This is a genomic window from Pseudomonas phytophila (assembly GCF_025643095.1).
GTDB lineage: Bacteria > Pseudomonadota > Gammaproteobacteria > Pseudomonadales > Pseudomonadaceae > Aquipseudomonas > Aquipseudomonas quasicaspiana.
On record NZ_CP081201.1, the window covers coordinates 3,217,650 to 3,233,584 of the forward strand.

General features: G+C 59.6%; 14 protein-coding genes and 1 pseudogene. 12 read left to right on the forward strand and 3 right to left on the reverse strand.

Annotation, left to right across the window (positions count from 1 at the left end):
- Window positions 1–10 precede the first annotated feature (10 nt).
- The 8 genes from K3169_RS14645 to K3169_RS14680 all read left to right on the forward strand — a co-directional run bounded on the left by K3169_RS14645 (window position 11) and on the right by K3169_RS14680 (window position 10,448).
- Entirely contained in the window at window positions 11–1,147 is a 1,137-nt protein-coding gene (locus K3169_RS14645; RefSeq protein WP_263272136.1) for an NAD(P)/FAD-dependent oxidoreductase, read from the forward strand.
- Complete coding sequence (locus K3169_RS14650; protein WP_263272138.1) at window positions 1,144–2,112, forward strand: ABC transporter substrate-binding protein; 969 nt, start codon at window positions 1,144–1,146, stop codon at window positions 2,110–2,112. The genes K3169_RS14645 and K3169_RS14650 overlap by 4 nt, the downstream gene beginning before the upstream one ends.
- Window positions 2,113–2,144: 32 nt before the next feature.
- Entirely contained in the window at window positions 2,145–3,461 is a 1,317-nt protein-coding gene (locus K3169_RS14655) for a SidA/IucD/PvdA family monooxygenase (RefSeq protein WP_263272139.1), read from the forward strand.
- A gap of 10 nt (window positions 3,462–3,471) precedes the next feature.
- Complete coding sequence (gene sbnB / locus K3169_RS14660) at window positions 3,472–5,481, forward strand: 2,3-diaminopropionate biosynthesis protein SbnB (RefSeq protein WP_263272141.1); 2,010 nt, start codon at window positions 3,472–3,474, stop codon at window positions 5,479–5,481.
- 11 nt (window positions 5,482–5,492) lie between these two features.
- Window positions 5,493–7,229, forward strand: a complete 1,737-nt coding sequence (locus K3169_RS14665) for an FAD/NAD(P)-binding protein (RefSeq protein ID WP_263272292.1) — start codon at window positions 5,493–5,495, stop codon at window positions 7,227–7,229.
- Between the two features lie 46 nt (window positions 7,230–7,275).
- Window positions 7,276–7,908, forward strand: a complete 633-nt coding sequence (locus tag K3169_RS14670) for a LysE family transporter (RefSeq protein WP_263272142.1) — start codon at window positions 7,276–7,278, stop codon at window positions 7,906–7,908.
- 228 nt (window positions 7,909–8,136) lie between these two features.
- On the forward strand, window positions 8,137–9,291 hold the full coding sequence (locus tag K3169_RS14675; RefSeq protein ID WP_263272144.1) for an iron-containing alcohol dehydrogenase: 1,155 nt from the start codon (window positions 8,137–8,139) through the stop codon (window positions 9,289–9,291).
- Window positions 9,288–10,448, forward strand: coding sequence for a serine hydrolase domain-containing protein (locus K3169_RS14680; RefSeq protein ID WP_263272146.1), 1,161 nt, complete (start codon window positions 9,288–9,290; stop codon window positions 10,446–10,448). The genes K3169_RS14675 and K3169_RS14680 overlap by 4 nt, the downstream gene beginning before the upstream one ends.
- On the opposite strand, the gene ftrA is transcribed toward K3169_RS14680, so the two are convergent.
- Entirely contained in the window at window positions 10,435–11,388 is a 954-nt protein-coding gene (gene ftrA, locus K3169_RS14685) for a transcriptional regulator FtrA (RefSeq protein WP_027902353.1), read from the reverse strand. The genes K3169_RS14680 and ftrA overlap by 14 nt on opposite strands.
- A 133-nt stretch (window positions 11,389–11,521) precedes the next feature.
- Between ftrA and K3169_RS14690 the strand changes: the two genes are divergently transcribed.
- From K3169_RS14690 to K3169_RS29610, 4 genes and pseudogenes are all read left to right on the forward strand, one after another.
- Window positions 11,522–12,127, forward strand: coding sequence for a DJ-1/PfpI family protein (locus tag K3169_RS14690; RefSeq protein WP_027902354.1), 606 nt, complete (start codon window positions 11,522–11,524; stop codon window positions 12,125–12,127).
- A gap of 370 nt (window positions 12,128–12,497) precedes the next feature.
- On the forward strand, window positions 12,498–12,809 hold the full coding sequence (locus K3169_RS14695; RefSeq protein ID WP_231667441.1) for a LysR family transcriptional regulator: 312 nt from the start codon (window positions 12,498–12,500) through the stop codon (window positions 12,807–12,809).
- The gene (locus K3169_RS14700) at window positions 12,779–13,351 is read left to right on the forward strand and encodes a LysR family transcriptional regulator substrate-binding protein (RefSeq protein WP_263272148.1); all 573 of its coding nucleotides are present in this window, start codon (window positions 12,779–12,781) and stop codon (window positions 13,349–13,351) included. The genes K3169_RS14695 and K3169_RS14700 overlap by 31 nt, the downstream gene beginning before the upstream one ends.
- 648 nt (window positions 13,352–13,999) lie before the next feature.
- A pseudogene (locus K3169_RS29610) lies at window positions 14,000–14,244 on the forward strand (hypothetical protein).
- Between the two features lie 259 nt (window positions 14,245–14,503).
- On the opposite strand, the gene K3169_RS14705 reads toward K3169_RS29610, so the two are convergent.
- Entirely contained in the window at window positions 14,504–15,403 is a 900-nt protein-coding gene (locus K3169_RS14705; protein WP_263272150.1) for a hydroxymethylglutaryl-CoA lyase, read from the reverse strand.
- 40 nt (window positions 15,404–15,443) lie between these two features.
- Window positions 15,444–15,833 (reverse strand): MerR family transcriptional regulator, encoded by a 390-nt coding sequence (locus K3169_RS14710; protein WP_027899355.1) that lies wholly within the window; start codon window positions 15,831–15,833, stop codon window positions 15,444–15,446.
- Window positions 15,834–15,935: the final 102 nt, after the last annotated feature.

Sequence of the window (15,935 nt, forward strand, 5' to 3'; positions counted from 1 at the left end):
CGCACACCTCATGTTGATGGACTATGACGTCGCAGTAATCGGCGCGGGCATTGTCGGCGCCAGTATTGCGGCCCGGCTAAGCACCGCCGGGCTGGCTGTGGCCTTGATCGATAAGGGCGCCGCAGGCGCTGGCGGAGCGAGTGCGCTTTCCGGCGGACTGGTGCGGCTGTATGACCCTGATCCACTGTTGATGGACCTGGCTGCGTTTTCCATCGACCTGATGGACGACGGTATTTTCGCCAACACATACGCCCGGGCCTTGCGGCGCAGCGGCGCCATTTACCGCGCTGCGCCTGAGCAAATGGACAACCTTTGCCGAGCCATCGAGCAGCATGCCAGCCCTCGTTATCCCATGCGCCTGATTGCCAGTCGCGAACTGGACGGCGTGCAGTTTCCACATTGCCCGGATCAGGCCCGGGTCAATCTGTACGAGCCGCATGCCTGCATCGGCAATGTACGGCTGGCGACGCAACTACTGGCAGATGTCGTGCGGCGCAATGGCCTGTTGCTGGAGCATTGCGAAGTACGCGCCATTGATTGCAAATCAACTCACGAGGTCCAGATACGGCTGGACGAAAGCACTCTGCGCTGCCGTGCGGTCGTGGTGGCGGCCGGTGGCTGGAGTCGGCAATGGGTACCGGGTCTGCAACTTGAAACCCGCTCCATTCCGCTGGCCCGGGTGCTGACCGACACAGAATGCCGCATGCCGCTGATTGATGCAGTCAGCCAGAGTTACCTGATCCCTCTGACCCGTCAGGTGGTGCAGACCGGCTGTGGCTTTCGCGACACGCAGCAATCCCCGGATGATCTGCCACCCACCGACCTGCGCAATCGGCAAAACGCTGTTGAGCGGGTGCGCCAGCTCACCGGCTGCATGCATCCTGAGGTGCTTGACGTGCTGCCGGGGTTTGACAGCTACAGCCCTGACGGTCGCCCGCTGCTGGGCTTTGTCGGGGAAGACAGTCCGGTGTTCCTTGCCAGTGGCATGTCCGGCCTGGGCTTCAAGTTCGCTCCGGGCATCGCTCAGATAGCTTTTGAGCAGATGCAAAGCCGCCTGCTGGGTCAGGAAGCCAGCGCCGGCTGGTCGGCACTTTGCTCGAGGCGTGCCATGCAACATGCAGACGTTGTCGCTGGAGTGCAGCCATGACGATGCTCAAAGTCGGCGTGTCGGCCTTGTTTAATCCTGCGGACACCCCCCACGCCAGAACTTTTCTACGGGCGATGTGCGTAGCGCGAAACTTCATACCTGCGCTGGCTCAGGTGCAGTGGCATTTTCTTGATGACGGCGCTAATCGTGTGCGTGCCGAGCAGGTCGCGGAGCAGATGGTGGCCGCCGGCGTCGATCTGATGATCGGCCATTTTTCATCCGACGCGGCGTTCAGCGCGGCACCTGTTTATCGGCAATCGGGCATCCCGCTGCTGACCCCGGCGGCGACCATCGATTGCCTGACGCAAGACCATCACAACGTGTTCCGTTTTTGTCCGTCGGACCGGCAATTGACCAGGGATCTGCTCGGCTGGATCGCGGTTAAAGGCTGGCAAACCTTGCACATCAGCGCCGACCACAGCGCTCACGGACAAGCCCTTGCCAAGGGTATTGCCCGGGCCGCGCGGGATTACGGCATACACAAGACCGACGAGCGCGAGCAGGCGCAGGTGGAAGTGTTTGCCGGACGCCTGCGCAGCAGTCGCGAGCACTGGCAGCGACGTCGCGCCCAGGGCAGTCAGCGGCCGCTGATCCTGACCGATGACGCCGCTTCGCCCTATCTGGGCAACGCCGCTGCGGACGATTGCAACACCTGGGTAATCGGCTTCGGCAATGCCGAAACCAAAGCGCAGCCATGTCCAGGCACCTTGCAATACACGGCGCTGTTCGGAACAGCCGCTGAAACTGCGCCTGAAACCTACTACCGGGAAAGCCTGCTGCTGTTCCACGTGCTGGGCGCATTGACCAGCCGCAATTCGCGTCGAGCCGAGCTGCTTCATGCGCTCAATCACACCACCTTCAACACGCCGATGGGCGAGGTCAGTTTCGACCAGGGTGAGCGCCGGGGCGCATTTAACACCCTCTGGCGGGTTGGCCCTCAAGGGCTGCAGCCCATTTCCGAATAGCAACGCCTTTCAACACTATGGATGGGACGCAAATGAGTGCATCAACAGCAGGGGGCGTTCACGCAGACGCCGTGTGTATTGGCTTCGGCCCGGCAGGCATCGCGCTGTCGTGTGTCTTCGAAGACGCACGCGATGCGGGTTCGCCGCTCGGTGAGCTTTCCGTACGTTTTCTTGAAGCCGCCCATGACACACAATGGCATCGCGAACTGCTGCTCAGCGGCACCGACATCAATCATCACGTGTTCCGTGATCTGGTCACGCCGCGCAATCCGCGCAGCCGCTTTTCGTTTGCCATGTACCTCAAGGATAAGGGCCGCCTGTTCGATTTCGGCCTGCTAGGTCGCCCGGCCAGCCGCCATGAATGGTCGGATTACCTGCGCTGGGTCTCGGCCCAGGTGGATGGTCAAACGCAGTTCAACGCGCCAGTCAGCGAAATCCTGCCGGTGATGGAGGAGGGACGCCTGAGCGCTGTGCGCGTCGAGACGCCGAATGGCCGTGTCGAAACCCGCAATATCGTGCTGTCCAGCGGCAGCGCGCCTTCTATCCCTGAACTATTTCAGGGTCTGCTCGGCCCGACGCTGTTCCACACCTCGCAATTTCTGACCCGCTTGCAGGCGTTCGGTGACTCATTGCCCAAACGCTGGCTGGTAGTCGGCTCCGGCCAGAGCGCCAGTGAGTCGGTACTCGAGCTGATCGCCCGTGAGCGCAACCTTCTTGTGCATTCGGCCCATCGTTCTGCGGGTTTCAAACTGACCCAGCTCGGGCAGTTCCCCAACCGGGTTTTCGCGCCGGATCACGTGGATTACTTCCACAGCCTGGACCCTGCCGCCCGCCAGCGTTTCCTGTGCTGGAGCCGTTCGACCAACTACGCCGGTATTGACCCGGACGAAAGCCAGAAGCTGTTCTCGTTGATCTACGAAGACGCCATCGCCGGCCGCCAACGCCTGCGTACCCATGGCTACAGCGAGATCCGCCAGGTGGAAAAAACCACTGATGGTTACCGGGTCACGCTGACAGACACCTTTAGCTTGCACAGTCAGGTGCTGGAGGTAGACGCCATCGTGCTGGGGACCGGTTATCAGCAACCTGTCATGCCGCCGCTGTTGAGCAATTTGCAGCCGTGGCTCAAAGCCGATGTGGATGGAGGACTGGTGATTGATCGCGATTACCGCGTCGCCACCCAGGGCCAGTGCGACGTGAACGTGTGGGTCAATGGACTCTCCGAACGCAGCCACGGTATCAGCGACAGTCAGTCGTTTTCGCTGATGGCATTGCGCGCCGAGCGTATCGCGCTGGGCCTCGAACGCGCCGTGCAGGCGCAAACCCTTGAACCGCTGCTGACGGAATGACGTGACCCTCATGTACAACAATATTTCCGAAATCGTTCACGACCAGACGTTTCTCAAAGTAGCGGGGATCGGGCCTGAGTTCTTTTTAAAAATGGAGTCGCTGAATCCTGCGGGCTCGATCAAGCTCAAGACGGCCGTCGGCCTGGTCGATGATTTGCAGAGCCGGGGTCAGATCAACGCGGACACCGTGCTGATCGAATCCTCGTCGGGCAATCTGGGGGTGGCGCTGGCGATGATCTGTGCCGAGCGCGGCATCAGGTTCACGTGTGTAGTAGATCCCAACAGTTCCAATCACAACATCCGCCTGATGCAGACCTATGGGGCGGAGGTCATCCAGGTCGATGCGCTGGACGCCAACGGCGGATATCTCGGTACGCGCATCGCGCTGATCCGCCAGAAAGTCGCGGCAGACCCGCGCTACGTGTGGCTTAACCAATACGAAAACGCCGCCAATCCGCGTGCTCATGCCCGAACTACTGCGCAGTCCATCGGCCGCCACTTCGGCCATGTGGATTACCTGTTTGTTGGCGCGGGGACCACCGGCACCCTGATGGGCTGCGTGCAGTATTTTCGGCGTCACCACCCTGCGACGACGATTGTGGCGGTGGACAGCGTGGGCTCGGTGACCTTTGATACGGCGCCCGGCAAGCGTTTCATTCCAGGCCTTGGGACGAGTCAGCGGCCGCCGATTTTCAATGCCGAAGGCATTCACTATCTGGAAATGGTCCCGGAAGAGCGGACCATTGCCATGTGCCGTTTATTGGCGCGCAGTAAAGGTCTGCTGGTGGGCGGTTCCACCGCGACGGTCATCGCGGCGGTGCATGCCTGGCGTGAGCGCATTGAACCGGGTTCGGTGGTCGTTGCGTTGTCGCCGGACTGGGGCGAGCGTTACCTCGATACCCTCTACTACGATCACTGGGTCGAGCAGCGTTTTGGCCGTCAGGTGTTGCAGATGACCCTGGATGACATGCCCATCGAGCCGTCCAGGACCACCGATTTGCACAGTGCACGTCTGAAGCAATCGGCCTTTCATGTGGTGGATGGCAAGACCGTTGCGCGGATTCTTGCCGAGGATCCAGTGGCTTGCATCGACGATGTCCAGCAGGCCTATCTGGAGCATCACGCCGGGCGCAGCATCAACCCCGACAGTTACTTTCTGCGCTTTCCCCTCGCACCGGCCAATCGCATTATCGCGCTGCCTGCCAGCCTGTCCGGTGAGCAACCGGTCAGTGGCATCAAGTGGATCTCCAGTTTCCCCGGCAACATTGAGTCCGGTCTGCAACGTGCCTCAGCGGTACTGATCCTCAATGATGCGCGCAGCGGTTATGCCTATGCCTGCCTGGAAGCGTCGCGGATCAGCGCCATGCGCACTGCGGCTTCAGCGGTGCTGGCGGCGCGCTGGCTGAACAGGCAGCAGCGCAGGATAGGGCGCTTGTCGGTGGTAGGGTCCGGGTTCATTGCCCGAACCATTCTCGACATGTTCGTCAGCGATGGTTGGCAGATCGACGCGCTGGAGGTGTTCGACCTGCACAGTGATTCAGCCGCCGCACTTGTCGGTCACGCCACCGTGCAGCATGAGCTGACCTGCCAGGCGGTGGACCTCAATAGCGCGTTGCAGGCCGACGTCGTGGTCTTCGCCACCACTGCGCCGAGCCCGTATGTTATTGAGCAGCGCTTTCGGCCTGAGCAGATCCTGCTCAATATTTCCCTGCGGGATCTGGGGACGGACATCATCGCCCAGGCCAATAACATCCTTGACGACGTCGAGCACTGCCTCAAAGCCCAGACCTCGCCGGATCTGGCCGTTCAGCGCTATCAACACCGCGCATTCATCACCGGCACCCTGGCGCAACTGATGCTGGGCGAAGTGGAAGTCAGCCCGGACCGGCCGACGATTTTCTCGCCGTTTGGCCTCGGTGTACTCGATCTGGCGGTGGGCAAGCGGGTCTATGACCGCGCAGTGGAGCAGGGCGCGGCATTGCCGGTGCCGGAGTTTTTCTTCGAATCGAAGCGCTGGTGATGACCATGCCAATGTTCATCGACGCTCAACGCATTGCCATCATCGGCATGGGCTCTCGCGGCCTCAGCGTGCTGGAGCAGCTGATCGGAGCGGCCCGACGGGATCCGCACACGCCGCTGCTGATCGATCTGTTCGATCCACAAGTGCCCGGCAGTGGTCTGCATCTGCCGGAACAGCCTGACTACCTGATGCTCAACACCATGGCGGGCCAGTTGTCCGGGTTTTCATCGGCGTACCCGGCCTCGGAGCCTGATGAAGCGCCGGGCCTGACCTTCCTGCAATGGTGCACCGCCAAGGGGCTGCGTCTGGATGAACGCGGTCACGTAAGCGTCAGCGGGCGCGGGCGGGCCATCGAGTTTGCTGACTTTGTGCCGCGCAAGCTGCTCGGCCGTTACCTGCGCGATTGCTATCGGTATCTGCTGACGCTTTGTCCGGCGCATGTGCAGGTCAAACATCGTCGCGACCGTGTCATTGGCTGTCGCCCGAATCCTGACGATCAAGGCTTTCACCTGGATACCGCTGACGGACTGCACCTTGAAGCCGAGGCAGTGTTTCTAACCACCGGACATGCGCCTCAACCGGAGGCAAGTTGCGATGCTAAATGCGTAGCGATTGAAGGCCTTGGCTTGAGCGCCATGGATCAAATCGCTCACCTGACCGAAGGTCGCGGTGGCCGTTTCGTTCGTGGCGACAGCCAGAGCGCCTGGCGTTATCAGCCTTCGGGGCGGGAGCCGCAGATTTATCTGTTTTCCCGTTCGGGCCTGCCATTTCATTGCCGGCCGCAAGGCAGGCCGTCCGCTTCGGTGACGCAACGGTTGTTCTTCACGGCGCAGGCCATTGTCGAACTGCGCAAACACAGTACAGAAGGCCGACTGGATTTCGCTGAACAGATTTTGCCGCTGATCGAAGACGAGATGCGCGCCGTTTTCTATCTGGCGAAGGTGCGCCTGCAACAACCTGGGCAACTGGAGCGCATTAGCCAATCACTGCAAAGCGCGAATGAAGCCAAAGCGCTGCGGGATGTTTTTGCGGCATTGGTTGAGGAGTTTGGCCCGTTCGAGCCGCAGGACTATCTGAGCATTCGCGGTTGGCGAGGTGATCCGCAGCACTACCCGCAATGGTTTCGGCAGTGGATTGCCTGCGATCTGGCGCGCGGCTGCCTGGGTGTTGATGCCAGCCCGCTCACACAAGCGCTGGAGGTCTGGCGTGATTGCCGAGACCTGTTGCGCCTGACCGCCGATCATGACGGCCTCAATGATCGCTCGACCCTTGAGTTCTTCGGCGCATGGGCGGGCCTTGGCAATCGGCTGGTCGGTGGGCCGCAGAAAGAACGGTACGAAGATTTGCTGGCGCTGCTGGATGCAGGCGTGGTCACGCCTTTAGCACCTGACAGCATCCACGCTATTGAAATCGACGAACTGATCAATGCCCGCAACCCCCATAGCGGCCTGAGCCAGAGCCGTTCGCCCTTGATCAACGACATGCTGGCACAGGGGCTGATCAGGGCCGCGCATCCATACCCGGCTGACGGTATCGCGGTTGATGCCCAAAGCCGGGCGTTACGTCGTGACGGTTCAACGCACCAGCGCCTATGGGTGCTTGGACCCTGCGTCGAAGGCAGCACCTTTTACAACCATTACGTGCCAACGCCGGATCCAGCCTGCAAAGCGCCGTTGCAGGCACGGATTGCGGTGCAGGCATGCCTTGCTGCGCTGTACGCCGAGGTCGAGAACCTGGCGGTGTATTAACCCGAAGCATCCACCTCTGTCCCATCACTGAAAAAGGATTATCTCCATGGTCGAGATCACTTTGCTGACCGCGCTCGCCGGCGCTTTTATCGTGCTGATCATCAGCCCCGGCCCGAACTTTCTGGTCATCACCCAGTTGTCCATCAGCCAGTCCCGGCAGCAGGGCATCTGCGCCGGGCTAGGCGTCGCGTCGGGCAGCATCATCTGGGCATTGCTGGCCTGCACGGGGCTGGGGCTGATGTTCCAGCAACTGCCCTGGGCGCAACCCGCTTTGCAGTTGCTGGGAGGCGCCTACCTGATCTGGCTGGGCAGCAAAAGCCTGCGCAATGCCGGGGCGCAACCCAAACCGCGCAACATCGGCGAACTGGGTATTGGCAGCCTGGGGCGGGCGTACCGCTTCGGTCTGCTGACCAACATGACCAATCCCAAGGCATTGGCGTTCTACACCAGCGTGTTCACCACCGTGTCGACTCCAGGCTTGCCAATGTGGGTGCGCACTGCCGGCGTTTCGATCATTGCCGTGCTGGCCATCTCCTGGTTTGTGTTGCTCGCCACCCTGTTTTCCATTCCCGCCGTGCAGGCGCGTTACCAGCGCATGAAAAAGGCCATCGACCTCACTACGGGTGTGTTCATGGTTGCGTTTGGCCTGCGCTTGTTGATCGGGTTGTGGCCTGCCTGATCCGCAACCTGCGCAACCCCCTATCAAACAAATCATGAATCACTGAATAGGTGCGATTTTTGTGGGAGCGGTGCTTGCCCGCGATAAGAGCACCGCGATTTACCCTTCAGACCGCGTCGCCCTTATCGCGGGCAAGCACCGCTCCCACACGGAACTGTGTTTGCTGCGCGACAGTGCGGTGTCAGGGGCACGGGGCAGCTCTTATTGATTTGAACAAGGATGAACACCATGCAAAACAATGATTGGCACTACCCAACTTCAATCCGGGTAGGGCCGGGGCGCGTTCGGGAATTGGCCAGTGCCTGCGAAGCCAGCGGTATTCGTCGGCCACTGTTGGTGACTGACCGTTTCCTCGGCGGTACCGAAATGATCCAGAGTGCGCTGGCCGACTGCCGGAAGGCGCTTGGCATCTGCGGTCTTTTCGATCAGGTCAAAGGCAACCCGACCGGGACCAACGTCGCCGAAGGGCTGCAAGCCTACAAAGCAGGCGGTCATGACGGGGTAATTGCCTTTGGGGGCGGTTCGGCGCTGGATGCGGCCAAGGCCATCGCGTTGATGTCCGGTCAGACTCGCCCGCTGTGGGACTTTGAGGACATCGGCGAAAACCATCGGCGCGCTGATCCTGATGGCATCGCTCCGATTATCGCCTTGCCTACCACGGCCGGGACAGGCTCGGAAGTCGGCCGGGCCTCGGTGCTCACGGACGAACAGGCAAGGGTCAAACGCACCATCCTGCACATCCGGATGATGCCGCGAGTGGCCATTCTCGATGCCAACCTGACACTCGGCTTGCCCGCTGACCTGACCGCAGCAACCGGTGTCGATGCCTTGACCCACTGCATGGAAGCCTACTGCTCGCTGGTGTATCACCCCATGGCGGAAGCCGTCGCGGTGAAGGGCATGCAGATGATCAAGCAGTTCCTGCCCCGCGCGGTCGCCGATGGCAGCGACCTTCAGGCCCGGCAGGAAATGCTCGTCGCTTCCAGCCTGGGCGCGGCTGCCTTTCAGCGTGGGCTGGGCGGTGTGCATGCGATTGCTCAGACGCTGGGCGCCCTGTACGACCATCATCACGGGTTGCTCAACGCAATCCTGATGCCCTACGTGTTGCAAGCGAATCAATCGGTGCTGGGGCCGCAGATGGATGAATTGGCGGTGGCGCTGGGTTTGACCCGGCCGGGCGTTAACGGGGTGATGGATTGGCTGCTGACGCTGCGTGAGCAAATCGGTATTCCCCATACCCTTGGCGCGTTGGGTATCGACGAGCGTGACGCCGCGCTGGTGGGGCAGATGGCCTTTGCCGATGGCTGCTCGCACACCAATCCGATCCGCCATTCGGCTGAGATGTACACGCAGATTTTCTGCAATGCGGTGCGAGGCCGGTGATTGTCGATGAAGCAACGATCAAGCGCATTGACGACGTCTGGCATGGCGTCGTTGATGAGGGCCGGATTGTCGGTGGCGTGTTGCTGCTGGCGCAGGCGGGCGAGCTTCGTTGTGCCTGCGCCCGGGGTTGGGCGGATCGTGAGGCTCTGAGGCCTATCACTCGCGATGAGCGTTTCAGGCTGGCGTCGCTGACGAAGCTGATAACTTCGGTCTGCATCCTGTGCTTACAGGAGCATGGCCTGTTGAGCATTGATGATGCAGTGACCCGCTGGCTGCCGGACTTCACGCCAAAACTGGCGGACGGCTCGATGCCGATTATCACGCTACGCCATCTGCTGTCCCACACGTCGGGGCTGGCCTACGGTTTCGAGTTGCCCCCGGGAAATGCCTATGAGCAGGCCGGAGTCAGCGACGGGCTGGACCTCGTCGCTTTCGATCAGGCTGAAAACCTGCGACGGCTGGCGAGTATTCCTTTGCTGTTCAAACCAGGCGGTACGTGGCGGTATTCAATCGCCACCGACGTGCTGGGTGTGGTTATTCAGCGTGCGACAGGCATGACGTTGCCTGAGGCCATTGAGCATTGGGTCACCGGGCCGCTGGGGATGAGCGCTACCGGGTTTCAGGAGGGCGATCGGCAAACCCTGGCGTGTGCCTATAAGGACGACGCCTGTCTGCCGGTATTGATCAACGGCACTGATGAGCTGCGTCTGGAAACAGGTCGAGCCAGCGTATCGGCTTGTCGCAGCGGTGATCCACACGCCTGGCCATCGGCCGGGGCCGGGATGATCGGCAGCGCTGATGACTACATGCGTTTGCTGGAATGCTTGCGGCTCGGCGGCGCGCCGTTATTAACCGAGGCTGCCACGTCCAGCCTGTTAAGTAATGCGATTGGCGAAGTGCAGATCGAGGGCAGGGGGCCGGGCTGGAAGTTTGGCCTCGGGCCCATGCTGTTGACCGATCCGCAGCAGGCCCGGCAGTTACAGGGGGCCGGAAGCTGGTCGTGGTGCGGGATTTACGGTTGCCATTATTGGGTCGACCCGCAAGCCGCGATCAGTCTGGTGACGATGACCAACACTGCGGTAGCGGGTGCCTGGGGAGCATTTCCTGACGCGCTGATCGAAGCGATTTACTCGCAGCGAGCCATCAAGCCCTGGTGAATTGCTTACGGTAGCTGCTGGGGCTGACGCCGACGATGTTGCGGAAGTGGCGACGAAAAGACTCTTCGGAACCGAACCCGGCCACCTCCACGACTTCAGTCAGACGCATGTTCGACGACTCGAGCAATTCCTTCGCGTAGGCAATGCGCTCGCCCAGCAGCCAGTCGTTGGGGGTCAAACCGGTGCTTTCCATGAAACTGCGATGCAGCGTGCGGGTGCTGACGGCTGCGTGATCCGCCATGTCCTTGATACTGTGCTGGCGTTGCAGATCGCTGCGGATCCAGTCCATGAGCTTTGATATCGGGCCTTCGCTGGCAGAGACCAGCTGGCGCGAGGCGTATTGCGATTGACCGCCTTCGCGGTGGGGCGGGATGACCATGCGCTGCGCGACCATGTTTGCCACTTTCGCGCCGTGATCGTTACGCACCAGGTGCAACATCATGTCCAGGCCTGCCGCAGAACCTGCAGCGGTAACGATCTGGCCCTGATCGACATACAGCTCGTTGGGCTGGATGGTCAGCTCCGGGTACATGCTGGCCAGCAGATCGGTATAGCGCCAGTGAGTCGTGACACGCTTGCCTTCGAGCAAACCCGCCGCCGCCAGGACAAATGCACCGGTACAGATCGAGCAGATACGTGCGCCACGAGCATGCGCCGCCTGCAACTGAGCGATCAGCTTGGGAGGAACCTCGGATTCGACCCCGCGCCAGCCTGGCACGATGATGGTATCGGCGTTCTCCAGCAACACTTCGCCGGGCGTCGGCACGATGGTAATGCCGCCTGCCGCCGTGATCTGCCCTTCATCCACCGGGAAGGTGGCGAACTCATACCAGGTCACACCCAGCTCGGGTCTTTTCAGGGCGAATACTTCAACCGTGCAGCCGAATTCGAAGGTGCACAGCTGGTTGTAGATGAGCGCGACGACAAGATGATTTTTCATGGCACGATGTTACCGGATATTGGCATTTCCGCCAGTAGTCCGGTGCAAATGTACTGGTTAACCTGAAGCCCTGAAATCAGGCGGTTGCCTAAACATTTGCCAGCGGTCGCCGGTGCGATCCAGGAGTACGTTCGTGTCTATCAACATCGGTATCTACGTCTACGACGACGTCGAAGTTCTCGATTTCGCAGGTCCTTACGAAGTCTTCACCACCGCGACGCGCATGCACTTGCGTAAAAGCCGCGATGACCGGGCGTTGTTCAACGTATTCACCATCGGCCGTACCCTCGACCCGATCCGCGCCCGTGCCGGGCTGAAAGTCGATCCCGATTTCTCCATCGATGACCACCCGGTGATGGATTGCCTGATCGTGCCGGGCGGTGTGGTCAATGCCGAGCTGGAAAAGGCTGACGTGATCCACTGGATCAGCGGCCAGTCCGTACCGGAGCGCGTGGTGGCGGCAGTCTGCACCGGTGCCTTTCTGCTGGTCAAGACCGGCAAGCTGGCCGGTAAGCAAGTGACCACGCACTGGGAAGACATTGATGACCTTAAAGAGATGTTTCCGTCGGTCGATGTGCTTAGCACGTTGCGTTGGGTAGACGAGGGCGCTTTCGTGACCTCGGCGGGGATTTCTGCCGGCATCGACATGAGCCTGCACCTGGTGGAGCGCCTGCACAGCCGAGAGCTTGCCGAGCGTACTGCATTGCAACTGGATTTCGACTGGACCGAGAACGATTGATCTGATTGCGTTGGGCATCTGGTCGACAGGGTCGACAGGGTCGGCCAGATCCATCCTTGCTTAGAGTTTTCCTGTCAAACAAGACACATGAATCACTGAGTTCAAGTGCCCCCCTGTAGGAGTGAGCTTGCTCGCGATAACGTCAGCTCAGCCGATAAATCCGGCGGTCACGAAACCGAATCGCGAGCAAGCTCACTCCTACATGTCCGTATTTGCTGCGCGATAGCGCGGTGCCATGTACACCGGGGCAGTTCCTGCATTTTCTATCCCCGCCTTTTTCTGTAACAAGCTGGCATAGCAGGTTTGTTGCACGCCACTATCTCCTCAACGCGCAGTCCAGAGCCTTCAACGCTTACAGAGTGCAAGAAAAATGAATACCCACTTCTTCAAAATCGTCCAGACCGTTGCTTCCCATGGCTCGTTTTCGGAAGCCGCTGCGATTCTGGGTTGCAGTCAATCGAACATCAGTTACGCCATCAAGGAAGTGGAAGACTATTTCAACAAGCGGCTTTTCATCCGCAGCCGGGCCGGGTGCGTCCTGACGCCGGAGGGTCAGGTCATCAGCCGTACGCTGGACAGTCTGTTGGCGACGCTTGAGCAGCTAAAAAAAGTCAGCTCAGCGGCAGTGTCACGGTTCATTACTGTAGCCATATGGACGAGACGTCTCTGGCGGCATGCGTAGAGGCGATGACCCGGCTGCATCCGGGGGTGCATTTGAATGTGGAGCATGGCAGCGAGCAGCATCCGACGCTGGATGTGTTGCGACGGGAGTTGGCGGATATTCTGATCCTGCCCACGACGACGCTTGATGAGTATCACGTTGAGCATGTGCGCTGGTCGGATGCTTATGTGTTGGTCGCTGCCCGAAGCCGTTTGCTGACTCCGCGGCCGTTTCACGAGTTGTGCGAGGGCGTGAGGTATGTGTCCTGGCGTCATGCGGGTGTGGAGCGGTTGCATGGGGAGTTGGCAGCCGCTCAGGTGCGCCTTAGTCATCGTGGGGAGTTGAGTTGTGTGGCGACGTTGCTGGATCTGGTCGGGAAGGGGCAATGTATGACGATTTTGCCCAGTCGACTGGTTCCGGACGATGGTCGTTTGTTCGAATGTGTCCGGTTGCCGGTGCAGGTGGAGCGCAGTATCAGTGTTATCGCCCGGCCGGGGTCGTTGTTGTCCAATGCGGCGAATGAGGTGATTGAGGTGCTGAAGCGGCTGCCGGTGGGGGATTAGGCCCCACCGAGTCGTAGCCGCGTTATCGACGCCCGATTGCCCGGTAAACACAGGATCCCTGTGTGAGGCTCTATGTTGCCTGCAAGGTGAATTGCTACGCGGGACCGGCTAAAGCCGGGAAGGCGGTATTTCGGACGAGAAATTCCAGCGCCTGTAGCGGCCTCTTCCCGGATAAAGCCGATCCCACGACATCGCACAGAACCTGTGCGAATTCATTCGCGAAGAGGCCGGTATACCCGCAGCCTAAGTTTTGGCTGAAACACGCTCTTGATCTGCTCTTGATCTGAGCGCCCCGTTAAACCACGCCGGCCGGAATTCGATATTGCTGCGTGGGGTGAACCGGCAGGGATGCCGGTTTAGCCGCCTCAGGCCATGGATGGCCGGTGGCGGCGGCCCCACGCAGCAATGTCGGATTACGGGTATGCCGAGCGACAGCGAGGGACCCAGTGGTGGGGCAAGAGCCTTTTGCTTACTTTTGGGCTCCTTTCAAAAGTGAGGCGCTGTAAAAGCGCAACCAATATCAGCCTTCACGCGGAAACGGATATGTGAAGAGCATCTCGCGCTTCAATGGATACGGCCCAGTGGCCGCCCTCACCAAATCCCAGAAAGCACGAAGGGGAGCCTGGGCTCCCCTTCAAGGTATTTTCGATGCTCTTTTTTGTTGTTGGGCGGCCTGTTGTTGTTTTTGGTGGCCGTACCCTTGTCGCTGTTTTTAAGCGATCCCATTGGGGATCAAGAGCAAACGTATTTTTTTGAGCGCTGATGCGGCTTTTATCGTGTTGATCCAACCAGGTCTGGAGCTACCTCAGGGTAGTTTTGTTGTTCTCTGTCCGGCTGCGAGGGTCTTCTTCAAGGTCCTCAGAAAAGCTATCCACTCCAAAAAAATCTGTTAGCTGCGCCTCTGTCCGTGTTGTTCTTGTTATGTCAGAGCCGATTCGTCTTGTTTTTATTGGGTTACTGCGCATTGTTATTTTTGTTGTACTGAAGATATAGCAGGAGGCGTGCCAGTTTTTTAAAGGCCTTTGAAATCAGGGGTATGGAGGAATTTGGGCGCTTTGGATTGAGTGAAAATCCTTGGCGACTGTTTCCGTGTTACCCGTTTTTTCCTGCGTACTGAGGTCAGGGTAACACTCTGTGACATCATGTCGCACCTTATGCCGACAGGCGTGCCTTGGCGACCTTCGAGCCGTTGACCTTGCCAAGGGCGTCGCAGATGCCTTGCCCGGCATTGATCAGCCGGTTCAGATTGACTCCGGTTTCGATCCCCAGCCCATCAAGCAGGTAGAGCACATCCTCGCTGGCAACGTTGCCACTCGCACCTTTGGCGTAGGGGCAGCCGCCCAGCCCGGCTACGGAGCTGTCGAATACGTGGATACCTTCCAGCAGGCTGGCATAGATGTTGGCCAAGGCCTGGCCGTAGGTGTCGTGAAAATGCCCGGCGAGTTTGCCCCGGGCGATGCGCCCCGCGACGACATCGAACAGCTCACGGGTTTTATCAGGAGTGCCGACACCAATGGTATCGCCGAGGGATATTTCGTAGCAGCCCATGCCAAGCAGCTCATTGGCGACTGCTGCGACTTGCGCGGGCGCGATTACGCCTTCATATGGACAGCCCAATACGCAGGAGACATAGCCGCGGACCTGCATGCCGTGCAAGCGTGCGGCTTCCATGATCGGGGCGAAGCGTTCCAGGCTTTCACTGATTGAACAGTTGATGTTGCGTTGCGAGAAGGTTTCGGACGCAGAGGCAAACACGGCAACTTCTCTGACGCCAGCGGCGAGGGCATCTTCAAAGCCGCGATAGTTTGGGGTCAGTGCGGCGTAGGTCACCTTGTCATTGCGCTGAATGCCGGCGAAGACTTCTGCCGAGCCCGCCATTTGCGGTACCCACTTGGGTGACACAAAACTACCGACTTCGATGTAGGTCAGTCCGGTCGCTGATAGCTCATCCACCAGTTTTACTTTGTCCGTGACGCTGACAGGCCGCGATTCGTTCTGCAATCCGTCGCGAGGTCCCACCTCTACCAGGCGCACTTTTTCAGGTAATGGCATGTCTGACTCCTTCTCAAATGACTCGAGAATAATTCTGCAATTATTTGATTTTTATTGTTTTACTCAGCTCCAGCTTGCAGCGTTCTTCAGCGGTATCCAGCTCCAGTTGCATGTGCTGGATATCCAGCAGTTGCTGTTCCAGCTGAATGCGACGTTCGCTGATTTTGCCGAGCATGGTCTGCAGTTGTTTGTGGTTGCCGCCGGTAGGGTCGTACAGCTCGATCAGTTCTCTGCATTCGGCCAAGGAAAAACCGATGCGCTTGCCACGCAGAATGAGCTTGAGAGTGACTTTGTCTCTGGCCGAGTAGATACGCTCCAGGCCACGTCTTTCGGGGGCTAGCATGCCTTGTTCTTCGTAAAAGCGAATCGCCCGGGTGGTGATGTCCAGCTCGCGGGCGAGGTCGGAGATGCTGTAGGTTTGGCTGGTCATGTACGCGCTCGGCGGGAAAACAGAGGCTTAACCTAAGGTTCCCTTTACGTATACGTCAAGCAGCAAATACTGCAGGGCTTACTCAGCTCCATGGCTTGGAAT

Excerpts from the sequence above, each read along its gene's own strand:
- K3169_RS14645 (WP_263272136.1), top strand. The coding sequence starts at position 11 with ATGTTGATGGACTATGACGTCGCAGTAATCGGCGCGGGCATTGTCGGC.
- K3169_RS14650 (WP_263272138.1), top strand. The coding sequence starts at position 1,144 with ATGACGATGCTCAAAGTCGGCGTGTCGGCCTTGTTTAATCCTGCGGAC.
- K3169_RS14655 (WP_263272139.1), top strand. The coding sequence starts at position 2,145 with ATGAGTGCATCAACAGCAGGGGGCGTTCACGCAGACGCCGTGTGTATT.
- sbnB (WP_263272141.1), top strand. The coding sequence starts at position 3,472 with ATGTACAACAATATTTCCGAAATCGTTCACGACCAGACGTTTCTCAAA.
- K3169_RS14665 (WP_263272292.1), top strand. The coding sequence starts at position 5,493 with ATGTTCATCGACGCTCAACGCATTGCCATCATCGGCATGGGCTCTCGC.
- K3169_RS14670 (WP_263272142.1), top strand. The coding sequence starts at position 7,276 with ATGGTCGAGATCACTTTGCTGACCGCGCTCGCCGGCGCTTTTATCGTG.
- K3169_RS14675 (WP_263272144.1), top strand. The coding sequence starts at position 8,137 with ATGCAAAACAATGATTGGCACTACCCAACTTCAATCCGGGTAGGGCCG.
- ftrA (WP_027902353.1), bottom strand. The coding sequence starts at position 11,388 with ATGAAAAATCATCTTGTCGTCGCGCTCATCTACAACCAGCTGTGCACC.
- K3169_RS14695 (WP_231667441.1), top strand. The coding sequence starts at position 12,498 with ATGAATACCCACTTCTTCAAAATCGTCCAGACCGTTGCTTCCCATGGC.
- K3169_RS14700 (WP_263272148.1), top strand. The coding sequence starts at position 12,779 with ATGGACGAGACGTCTCTGGCGGCATGCGTAGAGGCGATGACCCGGCTG.
- K3169_RS14705 (WP_263272150.1), bottom strand. The coding sequence starts at position 15,403 with ATGCCATTACCTGAAAAAGTGCGCCTGGTAGAGGTGGGACCTCGCGAC.
- K3169_RS14710 (WP_027899355.1), bottom strand. The coding sequence starts at position 15,833 with ATGACCAGCCAAACCTACAGCATCTCCGACCTCGCCCGCGAGCTGGAC.